Origin of the sequence: Bacillus sp. Bos-x628, assembly GCF_040500475.1 — a bacterium.
Classification (GTDB): Bacteria; Bacillota; Bacilli; order Bacillales; family Bacillaceae; genus Bacillus; species Bacillus maqinnsis.
Genome location: NZ_CP159358.1, coordinates 1,646,212 through 1,660,284 on the forward strand (window position 1 = coordinate 1,646,212; position 14,073 = coordinate 1,660,284).

Here is a 14,073-nt window from a genome sequence, read left to right on the forward strand (position 1 = left end):
TGCTCCCCAAACCTAAGTAGCTTGTCAAACGCCGAACAAAAAGACCCGATTTGCATTGCATTGTAGGAAGCAACACAAACCGGGCCATGGTAAGCGCTGTTCGCTTTTGAAACGCCATGTCAGTTTTGTTCACTATCCTGCATAGTCCAGTCATTTACGGTGACTGGGTAGAAACTTATGGGCCATATTCCCAAGATTATATGAGGTTCGTGTTTTGATTTCATGTTTATCTTAACAACGGATGTCCATGATGTCAACGATATTATCGAACAATCTATGAGCCTGTTGTTTTAATGTTCGGATTTAGGCCATTTTCCCTTCAAATACGATTTTTTTCCCAATCGGAATGATCTGAATTGCCCCATTTTCCTTCTTTTCTTGGAAGATCGGCTCCTCCATTCGACGGATAGGCGAATATCCTTCTTTTTCCATTTGGGACAACACTTGATCAATCGTCATGCCGTCTTCTACGTAGAATTTCTTCTTTGGTTTTGCGGTCATTCTTTAATTCTCCTTTTCTTCACAGCCTTTACCCAGAATCCGCCGTGAATCGATTTGGGCTCATATGAAATAATAAACGCCTTAGAATCCAGCGTTTTAATCGTTTCATATAATTGCAGTTCATATTTTCTCGGTGTTAAAATTTGCATTGCTGAACGGTCTCCTTCAAGACCACCTGCTACCCAGCTAGTGACGCCATATCCTTTTTCCCTCAACTGCTTCGGGAGATCAAGATCCAATTCTTTTGTAATCACATTTACAGTAATGTAGCCAAGAGCCAGCTTCTCTTCAATTTTCATCCCGACAATAATTCCGATCCCATAACCAAGCGCATACGCAATGATATTTTGTACTTGATCTAAGTTATCCAGTACAATACTTAACCCAATTACATAAATCAGCATTTCGACCGTACCAGCAAAAGCGGCTGCATACCGTCTGCCTTTCATTGTTAAGATCAATCGCATAGTAGAGAAAGAGACATAGACAATGTTAATCACTAAGATAATCAAAACCATGGTGAACGCATTGGATAAAAGTTGTTGAAGCACGATTAGAACCCCCTGCACTAAAATCAAATAAAGCACTCCATATTCTACTAAAGAACATACCTTGATACAATCAAATTCATACGAGAATAACACATAAATATTTCGACAATAACGTTGGTCTTTGCTCCCATATGTTTACCCGTTTTTTCAACTTCACAACATCAAAAGCCTCCTTTTCAGACAAAGGAGGCTTTCACACATATTATGCAAAATGAACGGGAACAAGTGAAGGGATCAAATAGGACCCGACAATGCCCCAGAGCAACGCAATGATGATAAGCTCGACCAATAAAAATATCCAGCCCGCATACATGAAATCTCCGCGAGCTGCTTCATGCTCCATTAGAATCGAACGAAAGAGCACAACTGCGATTAACTGAAGACCGAAAAACATCATGACGGATATAATGACCGTTACATAAGGAATATTAAGCATTGCAAAAACAAGCCAAAGAATGGATAAAACCATAACAGGCACAAGTGCCGCCCCAAACTTTAAAATGACAGCTTTTAATGACATTTGCCCTTTTAGCATGTACTTACCGAGCACCCAGACGGTAAGCATCATCACTGTGATTAGTACTAATGTAAAAACAGCTACAGTCGAAAAGGCTTCCCCAAATGAAAAGTGAACACCAAAACCTAATAAACGGTCCTTTGACGCCTTTAATTGAATATAATTGCCCAAAGCAAAAAACACACTAAATAACACAATTGAAATCCACGCATACTTCATGCGTAATTGTTCAGTTTGGTTGATTGCTTGACTAGGTGACTTTAACATCGCAAATCCGTACAAGCCATAACGCTTAAACGCCTCTCCTGCATTTCTCATGATGCGCTGAAGTACTGAACGCTCATCATCAGTTGCTTTTGAGATTCTCCCCCGTTTTGCAGCACTGCGGCTTAAGCGTGATTGTCTTGTTTCTTGATCTATTGATGGCTCTTCATTTTTCATTTCAGGTGTGACCTGCTCTTGATCTTTCTCTAGCATATCATGTCAACTCCTATTCCAGACAATTCGTACGAGCTCACCGAAGTGACCTGCCGAATGACTCCGACTCCTATCTAAAGTAGCGGAGACTCCCTATTCAGTCAAGATTCCTTGACCTCATACGAGTAGTAGACGTCTTAAACACACAAGAGGTTTTAAAAAAAGAGACAAAACAAAAAAGCTGATGACCGCATCAGCTTTTACGAGTAACCTTCTTATTAATAATGTACAATCGTTAGCGATAGCGACTGCTCTCTGTCTTCTGAACCCGAACTTTCTCCTGATGAAAAGGGAATCGAGTCTTTTCAGTCGTATCGACCTGTGTAATATGTCCATTATGAATGGTGATCACCACAGAACCGTATTCAATACTTTTTAATGCAGATAAAATGAAATTTAATTTTTGCTCATCCATCTCATTCATCCTCCATCCCCTCTACTTTTGATCCATTCTTTTAAATAGAGAACCTCATTTTCTAGTTCATGAATCGTATAATGAAGAAGGTCTTCCCGTTTTTCCTCATGACCCCATAAAAGCAGTTCCTGAATCAATCCATGCTTTTTTCGCTCAATGGCCTGCCTAAGCCAATGTGACAAGACATTCCCTCCTTCCCAGTCGGTAGACTAAAAGAAAAAAGGCACTCTGAACCTTCTATCTAAAAGGAGATCAAAGCGCCTTTGGTGATCCAATCAGCGAATTATTTCTTTATATGATAAACTCATAATTCCTATAAGTCAACTATGTTTTATATTTTTTCAATAAAAAAACAACAGCTACCATGAGCTGCTGTTTCAAATGATCGATTAATGATTTAAGAAAGCAAAGTATAGAATAAAGATAACAAACAATCCGTACATTATCGGATGCACTTCTTTTGCTTTTCCTTTAAAGATCATGGTAATTGGATAGAAGATGAATCCAATCGCAATCCCTGTGGCAATGCTGTATGTGAGTGGCATCATGATCATGGTCAGGAAGGCTGGTACCGCAATTTCAAAGCGATCCCATGCAATTTTTGCAAGCGGCGCAACCATGAGTGCTCCCACAATGATGAGTGCAGGTGCAGTCACATTCGACGTCACGACAGATAAAAGTGGTGAAAAGAACATCGCAAGCAAGAAAAATATCCCTGTGATCACTGCCGCAAATCCAGAACGTGCACCAGCTGCAACACCTGAGCTAGATTCGACATAAGACGTTGTGGTTGATGTCCCAAGAATAGAGCCAACAACAATCGAAGAAGAATCCGCAAGCAGTGCTCTTCCTGCACGTGGCAGCTCGTTATTTTTCATTAAACCAGCTTGCGTCGCAACTGCAACAAGCGTACCCGCTGTATCAAAGAAACCAACGAAAAGAAAGGTTAAAATCACGACTAGCATTTGAATAGAGAAAATGTCTGGCAAGTGAATCAACGCTTGACCAAAAGTTGGAGAAAGACTTGGAACACTACCTACAATTGAAGATGGAACTGGCACAAGACCAAAAATCATCCCCACAATCGCCGTCACAAGCATCCCGATGAAGACACCTGCATTCACACGAAGTACCATCAAAATGACCGTCACAACAATACCGAACACAGTCAAAAGAACAGGACCACTATGAATGTTTCCAATTGATACAAGTGTATTATCATTATTGGCGATTATGCCAGAGCCTTGTAAACCAACAAACGTAATGAACAAACCAATACCCGCACCAACAGCCAGTTTCAGCTCAGCAGGAATGGCATTGATGATCTTTTCACGGAAACCTGTTAAAGAGAGTGCAACGAAAATCAATCCAGAAACAAATACACCTGATAATGCTGCCTGCCATGAAATGCCCATCCCAAGAACAACCGAAAAGGCGAAAAACGCATTAAGCCCCATACCTGGTGCAATCGCAATCGGATACCTAGCGATCAAACCCATCAGGAAACACCCTGCCGCAGACGCTAAAGCAGTTGCCGTAAAGACAGCCCCCTGATCAATTCGTAATTTATCTGGAAAATCCGGCACGGCTACAAGAGCAAGCGTACTTGGATTAACAAACAAAATGTAAGCCATCGACAAAAATGTCGTCAAACCGCCGATGATCTCTCTGCGATAATTCGTACCTAACTCATCAAACTGAAAAAACTGTTTCAAAGCCAACTGACTCCCTTCATGTCCTTTTGCTTTAGCCTGCCCCATTCACAAGTCAAATAAAAAGCGCCCCAACAGATTGGGACGCTTGACTACATTTGAATTCAGGGCGTGACATAAAACAAGAACAATGCATGATTTATATCAAACGAGTGTGAATTGACGTAGTCAAGCTATTTACGGTAGCTTGGTAGAAACTTGCGGGCCATATCCCCGCGATTATACGACTTCTAACTATTTGATTTCTGTGTCTATTGTACCAACTTCATTTTTAAAACACAATACAAAAAGCGAACATTTTTCAAAGAAATGTTCGCTTCATTCGTCTTATTGTACGTATTTGGTAATTAGGATTTCACACCTGATTTTTCTTTTTTGACTGGAATTGTGACAAGTATAGTTTCTTTCTTTGTTTACGTTCGTTATATTGCACATGCTATTACTTTCAATTCAATGTCTTATACTTCTTATCCTTGCGGTGATATTGTGAAGTTATTTAGAATAAACAGGCATTTCTTGAATAGAGCTTATACAACGAAAACATCAGCAACCACCCTGATAACCTCAATGCGTATCCATCGGAGTGATGCTCTTCAATTTATTGAAAAAAAGCCTATGTGTGCTTATGAAAGAAATGATCAAGGTGAATTTTATAAACTTGAAGAAAATTGGTGAAGAGTAGCTTGGCTATTTTTATTTTAAAACCAATATAAAAAAGCCAATTCCTTTTGAAAAGAAATTGGCTTTTCCCCTTAGTGGGGAAAATGTATCATTTTAATTAAGTTCGTTTTCGTCATGTTTAAACATCACAAACCCTTATAAATCAACATTCGCACACCAAATCATTTATATATTTCATTCCCACTCAATCGTAGCAGGCGGCTTGCTCGTAATATCATACACAACGCGGTTAACATGCTTCACTTCATTCACAATACGAGTTGAGATCTTTTCAAGCACGTCCCAAGGGATTCTTGCCCAGTCACTCGTCATCCCATCAATCGAAGTAACAGCACGGATGCCGATTGTGTAGTCATATGTTCTTGCGTCGCCCATGACACCAACGCTACGGATGTCAGGGAGAACCGTGAAGTATTGCCAGATGTCGCGGTCTAGGCCGAAGTTCGCAATTTCTTCGCGAAGAATGGCATCAGATTCACGGACGATTTCCAGTTTTTCTTCTGAAATTTCACCTAATACACGGATGCCTAGTCCTGGACCTGGGAATGGCTGTCTCCAAACGATTTCGTCAGGGATACCAAGCTCTGAACCTAGTACACGCACTTCATCCTTAAAGAGTGTATTGAGCGGCTCGATCAATTCAAATTGCATGTCCTCTGGAAGACCGCCTACATTATGGTGAGATTTGATCGTTTGTGCCGTCGCTGTTCCACTTTCAATGATATCTGTGTAAAGTGTTCCTTGTGCTAAGTAGTCGATTCCTTTTAGCTTGTCCGATTCATCATCGAATACATAAATGAATTCGTTACCGATGATTTTACGTTTTTGTTCAGGATCTGAAACACCTTTTAGCTTGTTTAAGAAGCGATCTTTCGCATCTACTTTAATGACGTTCATGTTGAAACCTTCGCTAAATGTCTTCATGACCCCTTCTGCTTCGCCTTTACGAAGTAGACCATGATCAACAAAAATACATGTCAGCTGATCACCGATCGCTTTGTGAATCAATACAGCCACAACAGATGAATCAACACCGCCGCTTAGTGCGCATAATACTTGTTTGTCGCCCACTGTTTCACGGATTTTCTGTATTTCGATTTCAATGAAATTCTCCATTGACCATTTGCCTTCACAATTACACACACCAAAGACAAAGTTTTTCAATAGATCATTTCCGTACTCTGAGTGACGAACCTCTGGGTGGAATTGGACACCATAGAAGTTTTTCTCAGCTAAGCTTATCGCTGCATTTGGACAATGGGCACTTGTAGCATCCACCGTAAAGCCTTCTGGCACTTCTACTACAAGGTCACCATGGCTCATCCAAACCACTTGCTTATTTGGAAGGTCTTTGAATAAAGCAGGTGTATCGTTAATGTGAATATCCGCTTTCCCATATTCACGCTGGCTCGCTGCTTCTACTTTCCCGCCCAAATAGTGAGTCATCAGCTGCATACCGTAGCAAATCCCAAGAACCGGAATGTTTAGATCAAAAATCTTTTCATCACAGCGGAAAGATCCTTCATCATACACGCTGTTTGGTCCGCCAGAAAGGATGATTCCTTTAGGCGCCATTTTTTTGATTTCTTCTGCAGTTAAAGTGTGTGGATGAAGCTCACTGTACACACCAAATTCACGAATACGACGCGTAATCAACTGGTTGTACTGACTGCCGAAATCAAGTACCAAAATCATTTCATTTACTAAATTTGTCATGGTGTCACCTCTATGTCCAATATAGTTTTTATAAACGCATAGAAAAAATGAGAGGAGAAAACCTACTCTCAGTGTGGAATCACGCTTTTGAAGCGCCCAGACTCACATCCGAACGCCTCATTTCATGTATTGTAGAAGGTTTTAATATTCACCTATTCTAACAACAGGACGGTACGGGGTCAAGACTATCTCCTGTTTATTAAATTTTCCCATAACTTTGCGGATTGGTGCCAAAGAGCCGAGGCATCTTCTTTTCGATAGAAAGCCCGCTCATAAAGCAGCGTAAGCTCTGTCATCTCGTCATCTCCATATTTGCCATCAATAAAGGCGGCAAATTCTCGCAATGTCATACTAGGCTTTTTCTCCATTCCCTTGCGCTTGAGCTGCTTTAATAAGGCATCGTACGCATAGAAGAAGGCTTCATCCTCTGCAAGACGTTTCACCTTTCGTACAATGAAAAACGGCAGCCATCTCGCCCTAAATTGATACAGAATCCAGCTAGTGTTCCCAAGAAGGATGATGCCGGCTAATATATAGCTCAACATAGAACCAACATTCATCACACTGCGCTCGGTTTGAGTTGTTTGTTCTTTCGGTTCAGCCGGTTGCTTTGTTCCCTTCTGTTGTGGCTGTTCTGCCTGTTGATTTTCCCTTGCTTTAGATTCCGGATGATCTTCCTCTTTCTTTTGATCTTTTGTTTGATTGCTAATGTGAGATTCATTTGTGAATTCTTCAGGGTTTGTAAATCCTTTCGTCGGTTCAAAGGTTACCCAGCCTAATGTTGGGAAGTAGACTTCCACCCATGAATGCGCATTGTTATTTGTCACTTCATACACATTGTCACCATCCATCTGCGTCTCAAATAACTGGCCCGATGTATACCCTTTTACCCACCTTGCAGGAATCCCGACCGAGCGAAGCATCACAATCATAGAGGTGGAAAAATTATCACAATATCCAATCTTCGTATCAAATAAGAATTGATCCACATAATCTTGATTTTGCCCAGGTACTGCCACATTTTGCGTTTCATATGAATATGTATCAGACCCTAAGTAATCCTCAATCGCCTTTACTTTGTCATACATATGATTCTTTGTTTCCGTTAAGCTGTTCGCCAATGTTTTCACACGTTCTGGCAATGATGATGGGAGCTGTAAATATTCATGTCCAATCTCTCTATTCACTTGCTGCTTTGTCGGCACTTTCATCTTCTGTAAATCTTCAAGAATAAATGTAGGTGATTGAAAGCTGATTCGATAGTTACCTAAATTTTGGGGCGGATGTTGAACAGCCGGCACAATTTTCTCCGTTTTCCCCATCATTTTCAGCGGAATCTCATCCAAAGGGGTTAGTGAAGTGGTTCCGATCGGATATAGCGCATGGTTAAATCGGTAGTTCTTCTCAATATCCACTCTCATTTCATGTACTTTTGTTTTCACACGCTCCGTAAACCATTGATTTTGAACCTTGTTATCTTCCAAACGAACTGGCTTTGTATCATTTGAAGCATCTTCCCAGCCCTTGCCTGTGTAAATACTTTTAGTTTCTACACGAAAATAGGAAGGCTCTTTTCCGCTCCACTTAAATACTGGCGTGCGATCTTCGCGAAACGGCCCGCCAAGTGAAGTATCATCTGCACTATACCCGACCTTATTCTGTCCGCCATCCCCATCTTGATTTGTGACTGTTTTCAAAAACGGTACCGGGTCTGGCCAATTTGGATCAGACTTTGGCAAAGAAGCTCCGAGCGTTGCCGATATGAGGACAAGCGTAAGCATAGGCAGACACCATTTTAGACGTGCTTTCTGTGATATCCTGATACGCTCAACTGACCGCAATCGATCAAAATACAGCAGACCTAGCAAACAAAAGCCAAACACCATAATTCTGACAATCGCAAAGGTTGCGTCATACGGCGTGAATGTATCAAGAATCGTCACATAGATGATGGTCATGAGTAAAAAGAAAAAAATCCGCTGCTGATAGACCACCCAATAATGGAGCAAATAGACGAGAAGCCAAAGCAAAATATAAAACAGCAGTGTGCGGAATGATGGATACATGTCACTCCACATACCTAATCTCATCAATGTGACATTATCCTTAATATCATCAAACAGAGCTGCCGGATAGCTCGGCTCTGTTTGATAAAAAATGAAATACAAGGCAAGCAGAATGAGCCCTATGCAAATAGGAAACGTCACAAACCACTTTAGACGGAAGAAAGTAAACAAACACGTAAGTGCAATAAACATGATGAAATAAGACGTATGGCTCGTCTCCGTAAAGTCTTGGAGCGGACGAAGCCACTCCCAAAGCAGCAGAAACGCTACAAAGTAATAGATGAACAACTCAAAACGCCTTTGCTGCTGATGAGTATGCAACATGAATGCTTGTCACCTCACAGTCCTTTCATGTAACCGGTCCTCAAATAAAGCAGTGATCTTGATCCCAGAAGCTTTCAGCCGATCTACAAACTGTTTGTCTTTTGTCGTCAATCGGTCAATCGTTCTTTTGACTAAAAGAACGGTGATGTTCTTTCTGCTTCGGCTCCCTTGCAGGCTGGAGACAAGCTCTTCCTGCAAATGGCCTGTCACCACATACTTGCCTGTGTGCTGATATTCACTGCTTACTAACGGCTTATACACCGGAGATCGAGATGGCTGATGCTGCACCCTTGTTAAATAATAGAGCATGTCCTGTAAGTGCGGCTCTCCTTGATCCACTCTAAACTGCGGCTGATCTACAAGAGGAACAAGTCCTGTAGGAACACCTCTTTTGACTGCGGTGTGGAGAACAGATGCTGCAATAGACACAACCGTTTCAAAGACGGCTTGATCGGTGAAATCGACAAAAACCACAAGCCCCTTCATCTGATTCTGTTCAAACTCCTTTGTCATCAACTGACCTCTTCTGGCGGTCGTCTTCCAATCCACCCAAGCAAAGCGATCCCCCTGCTGATATTCCCGAACACTCGTCATCACATTTGTTGGCTCATTGAACCACGAGTGCACCGCTTTGGGACCACTTTCACTAAATGATTCGGCAAATTCAACAGAAAGATCTAACATTTTCGGATAGACAAGAAGCTTTTTTTCTAGCGGAATGATGACTTCCTTTTCCACAAAGCCAAACAAATCTCCCGTTCTGATTCTGACTGCTGTCAAATGATGCTCTCCCCGCGTAACATCATTCAATTGATAAGATAAACGCCATGTTTTCTGAAACCATGGGAACATCATTTGTTTCATTTCGATCTGCTCCTGCAAATGGAAGGTGTCAGGTGAATCATCCTCTACAATGGCATAAAAGTACGGAAATGGATTTGTTCGCTTCAGCACAAGGTCAACGGTCAATACATCCCCTGCTCTTAATCGGGTGTGATGACATGTTCTTTCTGCTGTCACATGAAGTGGGAGGCTTGCAAAAAGCAACGCATACAAAGCATATGGTAAAAATGCATAAAAAAGGAACCAACTCACAAAACCGCCCTGAAACATGGCATAACAAAAGGATGCGCCAGTAAGGGTGATGAGCATGAAAACGCGTAACCATAATGAAACAGGAAGGCGATCACGTAACCTCATTGACTCATCGACTTTTGAACTGGTACCCCAATATGCTCAAGCATATGTTGAAGTAGCGTCTCCGCCTTCTTCCCTTCGTAAGTGGCTTCCGATGTTAAAATCATTCGATGCGGAAGAGCATATGGAGCCAAATACTGCACATCATCTGGAATCACATAATCACGCTGATTCAGCAGCGCATATGCTTGAGCCGCCTTCATGAGTGCAATAGATCCCCTTGGACTTACCCCTAAATACACAGATGGGTGATTTCGTGTAGTTTGGACAATTTCTACAATATATTCTTTAATAGATGCATCCACATGAACCGCTTGAACCGCTTGTTGCAGTGCTTGGATATGTTCCTTCGTCATGACAGCTTGAAGCGTGTCAATTGGGGATTGTTTTTCCTGCAAATTCAATACTTCTAGCTCTTCTAGCATGGTTGGATACCCCATCTGTAGCTTGAATAAAAACCTGTCCATTTGTGCTTCTGGCAGTGGGTATGTTCCTTCATATTCCACAGGATTTTGCGTCGCCATGACAAAAAAAGGATTAGCAAGTGGCATCGTTTCACCATCTACAGTGACACTGCCTTCTTCCATCGCTTCAAGCAAAGCTGACTGCGTTTTAGGAGATGTTCGATTAATCTCATCAGCCAAAATGATCTGTCCCATAATCGGACCTTGGCGGAACTCAAACTCATTTGTCTTTTTGTTATAAATAGAAACACCTGTTATATCTGAAGGTAAAAGATCAGGTGTGAATTGGATTCGCTTAAAATCACAGCCGATTGATTTCGCCAAAGCACGAACCATCATCGTCTTGCCTACGCCAGGCACATCCTCTAATAACACATGCCCTTTTGCCAAAATGGCAACAAGGCTTAAAACTGTAATGTCCTTTTTCCCAACCATGACTTTATTGATGTTATCTACAATTCTTTGTAAATCTGAATGCATCGGTACATCAAATGCCATCCTGAACCTCCTATCACGTTTCCCCCAATTTTTCATATAGTCTAACTTTACCATACAACGAGCACTTGCATAAAACATCAACGCGTGATAGACGAAAAGAAGCCTTCTCACGATGGAAAAGACTTCTTTGTTTCTTCCGGCGCACTCGCTGGCTCCATATGAACGTGAGAGTGTAAAATATCATGTTCTTTCTTCATTCTACGTTCAATCTCATCGGCAATATCGTGGCTCTCTGAAATATTCAAGTGTGGCTCTACCTCAACGACAACGTCGACATGTACCGTACTCCCAAGATAACGGGCTTTAATATCTTTTAGATCACCGACACCTGGAGTCGACTCAATTGTCTCTTTATACTTCGACATATCTTTAAGATGAAAACCATCAGTTAACGAATGAGACGCCTCTCTAAAAATGTCCCAGGCCGTTTTACAAATCATTAAGCCAATGACAAACGCAGCAAGCGTATCAATCCATGCCAAATGGAATTGGGAAGCAATGATCCCCACAAATGTTCCGATACTCACATAAGCATCTGATTTATTATCAGCAGCAGCCGCATAAAGAGCCTGGCTATTGATCCGCTTGGACAATTTGCGATTGTATATATATACACCATACATCACAACGGCACTCCCTGCTGCCGTCCAAGCAGCGATCATATCAGGTGTTTGATGCTCTGATGAGAAAAGTGACTGACCTGCACTTACCAGAACTTGGAGTCCAACAAGCATCATGATAAATGATGCAACAAGTGATGCAATATTTTCAGCTCTAAAATGACCATATGGATGATCTTCATCAGGCGGCTTCTGAGAAATCCGCAGCCCAATTAACACAGCAAGTGATGCAATAATATCTGTCGTATTATTGAATCCATCTGCCGAAAGGGCTTCAGAATGAAAAACATAACCAATGATCAGTTTAACTGCAGATAACATCACATAGGCAATGATACTCACCCAAGCACCTGTTTCGCCTTGTTTTAATTCGTTATAGCGCTCCATGTCGAACAGCGCCTCCTCACACATATCTTTTCTATCATTTATCTTACAAAGTAAAGCCCGTGTGGGTCTACAGCAACATGATTCGCTTGCGTCAGCAAAATAGGATAAATAGAAATGTGTTGACCGATGTAAACTTATTTTTATATGGTCAATTGACCTCAAGACCTACTCCTATCAGCATTTTCGCCATTTACTTGAAAACAGATATTCAAGCAAATCTGCTCTCCGGATATATTATCAGAATATTTTTATTTTAGGACACAACTTTTGTTTCTTCTTTCTTATGCTATTTTTATGAATGAGTCTGAGAAGAAAGAGGAAACATAATCTCTCAAATCCTTTATATTTTTTAACATCATGTTAAGAGGTTTGAAATGTCAGTTTGATAAGCTGTCCAATGCTGAATGGTAATTCAGTATGATAAAATTTAAAATATTCTAAAAACAAATTCTCTATTTAAGAGAAATGTTTGGAGGTAAAGCTATGTCCAACATGACAAACGGTCTTCAAAAAAATCTTAAGACAAGACATATTTCAATGATCTCCATTGCAGGGGTCATCGGAGCAGGGCTATTTATTGGAAGTGGCGCTGTCATTCATTCAGCAGGCCCAGGATCTATTCTTTCCTATTCATTTGCTGGGCTCCTAGTGATTTTTATTATGCGAATGCTTGGAGAAATGGCGTGCGCCTATCCTACAAGCGGTTCATTCTCTCAATATGCGAGTGATGCCATTGGTCCATGGGCCGGTTTTACCATCGGCTGGCTTTATTGGTTCTTTTGGGTCATTGTGATCGCCATCGAGGCTATTGCCGGTGCCGCCATTATTCAATATTGGTATGGAGATGCACCCGTCTGGCTCACAAGTCTTATTCTCACGATCCTCTTAACATTAACAAATATCTTTTCTGTAAAATCTTTTGGAGAATTTGAATATTGGTTTTCTTTAATTAAAGTTGTGAGCATTGTTCTATTTCTACTGATCGGTTTTGCATTTATCTTTGGTTTTGCCGGACATCATACAGCAGGCTTGCAAAATCTAACAAGCAACGGCGGTTTCCTGCCAAACGGATTTGGCTCTGTTTTACTTGGAATCGTCGTCGTGATCTTTTCCTTCATGGGGACTGAGATTGTTGCGATTGCTGCCGGCGAATCAGCAGACCCAGTCAAATCTGTCACCACAGCCACTCGTTCCGTTGTATGGCGTATTATTGTGTTCTATGTTGGATCTATCGCGGTCGTTGTCACCCTGCTCCCATGGAACTCAGCGAATATTTTAAAAAGCCCCTTCGTCGCTGTTTTAGAATACATCGGCGTTCCATCAGCAGCACAGATTATGAATGTCATTGTTTTAACCGCTGTTCTTTCTTGTTTAAATTCCGGATTGTATACAACGTCAAGAATGCTGTATTCATTAGCCGAGAGAGGCGAAGCACCGAAACGCTTTATGAAAATTAACAAACGTGGTGTTCCTGTAGCGGCTACAGTCGCAGGGACTTTCTTTTCATACATTGCCGTCATGATGAACTACTTTTATCCTGAAACGATCTTTTTGTTCTTAGTGAACGCATCCGGAGCCATTGCATTACTTGTATACTTGGTCATTGCCATTTCTCAACTAAGAATGCGGCGTCAAATGGAAAAAGAAAATCCAGAACAACTAAAAATCAAAATGTGGCTGTTCCCATATCTCACGTACTTTACCATTGTTGTCATTTGCATCATTTTGGTTTCTATGTTGTTTATCGACTCTATGAGACCGCAGCTTATTTTGACCAGTATCATTACCTTTGGCGTACTAGCAGCTTATTTTATTTTTAAACCGAATAAAAAAATGCCTGCAAACGCTTCACTTGAAAATAAACATCCTTAATTCCTACCCGCTGAAAAGCGGGTTTTTTTATTTTATTCACCTATTTCAAAGTCCGCACTTATAATGTATCAAATT

At 41.2% G+C, this 14,073-nt stretch carries 13 protein-coding genes and 2 riboswitches; of the genes, 2 read left to right on the plus strand and 11 right to left on the minus strand.

Annotated features, from left to right (window positions below; all coding sequences use genetic code 11):
* Nucleotides 1-122: 122 nt before the first annotated feature.
* A riboswitch (purine riboswitch) is annotated at nt 123-224 on the minus strand.
* A gap of 79 nt (nt 225-303) precedes the next feature.
* From ABVJ71_RS08650 to ABVJ71_RS08675, 6 genes are all read right to left on the minus strand, one after another.
* Entirely contained in the window at nt 304-501 is a 198-nt protein-coding gene (locus tag ABVJ71_RS08650; protein ID WP_353853679.1) for an NETI motif-containing protein, read from the minus strand.
* The gene (locus ABVJ71_RS08655) at nt 498-1,052 is read right to left on the minus strand and encodes a DUF2179 domain-containing protein (protein WP_353853680.1); all 555 of its coding nucleotides are present in this window, start codon (nt 1,050-1,052) and stop codon (nt 498-500) included. Before ABVJ71_RS08655 ends, ABVJ71_RS08650 begins: the two co-directional genes overlap by 4 nt.
* A gap of 202 nt (nt 1,053-1,254) precedes the next feature.
* The gene (locus ABVJ71_RS08660) at nt 1,255-2,046 is read right to left on the minus strand and encodes a hypothetical protein (protein ID WP_353853681.1); all 792 of its coding nucleotides are present in this window, start codon (nt 2,044-2,046) and stop codon (nt 1,255-1,257) included.
* A 235-nt stretch (nt 2,047-2,281) separates the two neighbouring features.
* Entirely contained in the window at nt 2,282-2,461 is a 180-nt protein-coding gene (locus tag ABVJ71_RS08665) for a YezD family protein (protein ID WP_353853682.1), read from the minus strand.
* 5 nt (nt 2,462-2,466) lie between these two features.
* Nucleotides 2,467-2,643, minus strand: coding sequence for a hypothetical protein (locus ABVJ71_RS08670; protein ID WP_353853683.1), 177 nt, complete (start codon nt 2,641-2,643; stop codon nt 2,467-2,469).
* Nucleotides 2,644-2,850: 207 nt separating this feature from the next.
* Nucleotides 2,851-4,176, minus strand: a complete 1,326-nt coding sequence (locus ABVJ71_RS08675; RefSeq protein ID WP_353856618.1) for an NCS2 family permease — start codon at nt 4,174-4,176, stop codon at nt 2,851-2,853.
* A 142-nt stretch (nt 4,177-4,318) separates the two neighbouring features.
* Nucleotides 4,319-4,420: riboswitch (purine riboswitch) on the minus strand.
* A 140-nt stretch (nt 4,421-4,560) separates the two neighbouring features.
* Here ABVJ71_RS08675 and ABVJ71_RS08680 point away from each other — a divergent pair.
* Nucleotides 4,561-4,848, plus strand: coding sequence for a hypothetical protein (locus tag ABVJ71_RS08680; RefSeq protein WP_353853684.1), 288 nt, complete (start codon nt 4,561-4,563; stop codon nt 4,846-4,848).
* A gap of 180 nt (nt 4,849-5,028) precedes the next feature.
* On the opposite strand, the gene guaA is transcribed toward ABVJ71_RS08680, so the two are convergent.
* From guaA to ABVJ71_RS08705, 5 genes are all read right to left on the minus strand, one after another.
* Complete coding sequence (gene guaA, locus ABVJ71_RS08685; protein ID WP_353853685.1) at nt 5,029-6,570, minus strand: glutamine-hydrolyzing GMP synthase; 1,542 nt, start codon at nt 6,568-6,570, stop codon at nt 5,029-5,031.
* Nucleotides 6,571-6,755: 185 nt separating this feature from the next.
* Nucleotides 6,756-8,960, minus strand: coding sequence for a transglutaminaseTgpA domain-containing protein (locus tag ABVJ71_RS08690; RefSeq protein WP_353853686.1), 2,205 nt, complete (start codon nt 8,958-8,960; stop codon nt 6,756-6,758).
* A gap of 9 nt (nt 8,961-8,969) precedes the next feature.
* The gene (locus ABVJ71_RS08695; protein WP_353853687.1) at nt 8,970-10,112 is read right to left on the minus strand and encodes a DUF58 domain-containing protein; all 1,143 of its coding nucleotides are present in this window, start codon (nt 10,110-10,112) and stop codon (nt 8,970-8,972) included.
* Between the two features lie 44 nt (nt 10,113-10,156).
* On the minus strand, nt 10,157-11,119 hold the full coding sequence (locus tag ABVJ71_RS08700) for a MoxR family ATPase (RefSeq protein ID WP_353853688.1): 963 nt from the start codon (nt 11,117-11,119) through the stop codon (nt 10,157-10,159).
* Nucleotides 11,120-11,226: 107 nt separating this feature from the next.
* Entirely contained in the window at nt 11,227-12,126 is a 900-nt protein-coding gene (locus ABVJ71_RS08705; protein ID WP_353853689.1) for a cation diffusion facilitator family transporter, read from the minus strand.
* A gap of 483 nt (nt 12,127-12,609) precedes the next feature.
* Between ABVJ71_RS08705 and gabP the strand changes: the two genes are divergently transcribed.
* Entirely contained in the window at nt 12,610-13,998 is a 1,389-nt protein-coding gene (gabP, locus tag ABVJ71_RS08710; RefSeq protein WP_353853690.1) for a GABA permease, read from the plus strand.
* Nucleotides 13,999-14,073 lie beyond the last annotated feature (75 nt).

What these genes read in the sequence shown, in the direction of transcription:
- ABVJ71_RS08695 (WP_353853687.1), bottom strand. Translation starts at nt 10,112, where the DNA reads ATGCTCATCACCCTTACTGGCGCATCCTTTTGTTATGCCATGTTTCAG.
- ABVJ71_RS08660 (WP_353853681.1), bottom strand. Translation starts at nt 2,046, where the DNA reads ATGCTAGAGAAAGATCAAGAGCAGGTCACACCTGAAATGAAAAATGAA.
- ABVJ71_RS08650 (WP_353853679.1), bottom strand. Translation starts at nt 501, where the DNA reads ATGACCGCAAAACCAAAGAAGAAATTCTACGTAGAAGACGGCATGACG.
- gabP (WP_353853690.1), top strand. Translation starts at nt 12,610, where the DNA reads ATGTCCAACATGACAAACGGTCTTCAAAAAAATCTTAAGACAAGACAT.
- guaA (WP_353853685.1), bottom strand. Translation starts at nt 6,570, where the DNA reads ATGACAAATTTAGTAAATGAAATGATTTTGGTACTTGATTTCGGCAGT.
- ABVJ71_RS08700 (WP_353853688.1), bottom strand. Translation starts at nt 11,119, where the DNA reads ATGGCATTTGATGTACCGATGCATTCAGATTTACAAAGAATTGTAGAT.
- ABVJ71_RS08690 (WP_353853686.1), bottom strand. Translation starts at nt 8,960, where the DNA reads ATGTTGCATACTCATCAGCAGCAAAGGCGTTTTGAGTTGTTCATCTAT.
- ABVJ71_RS08665 (WP_353853682.1), bottom strand. Translation starts at nt 2,461, where the DNA reads ATGGATGAGCAAAAATTAAATTTCATTTTATCTGCATTAAAAAGTATT.
- ABVJ71_RS08705 (WP_353853689.1), bottom strand. Translation starts at nt 12,126, where the DNA reads ATGGAGCGCTATAACGAATTAAAACAAGGCGAAACAGGTGCTTGGGTG.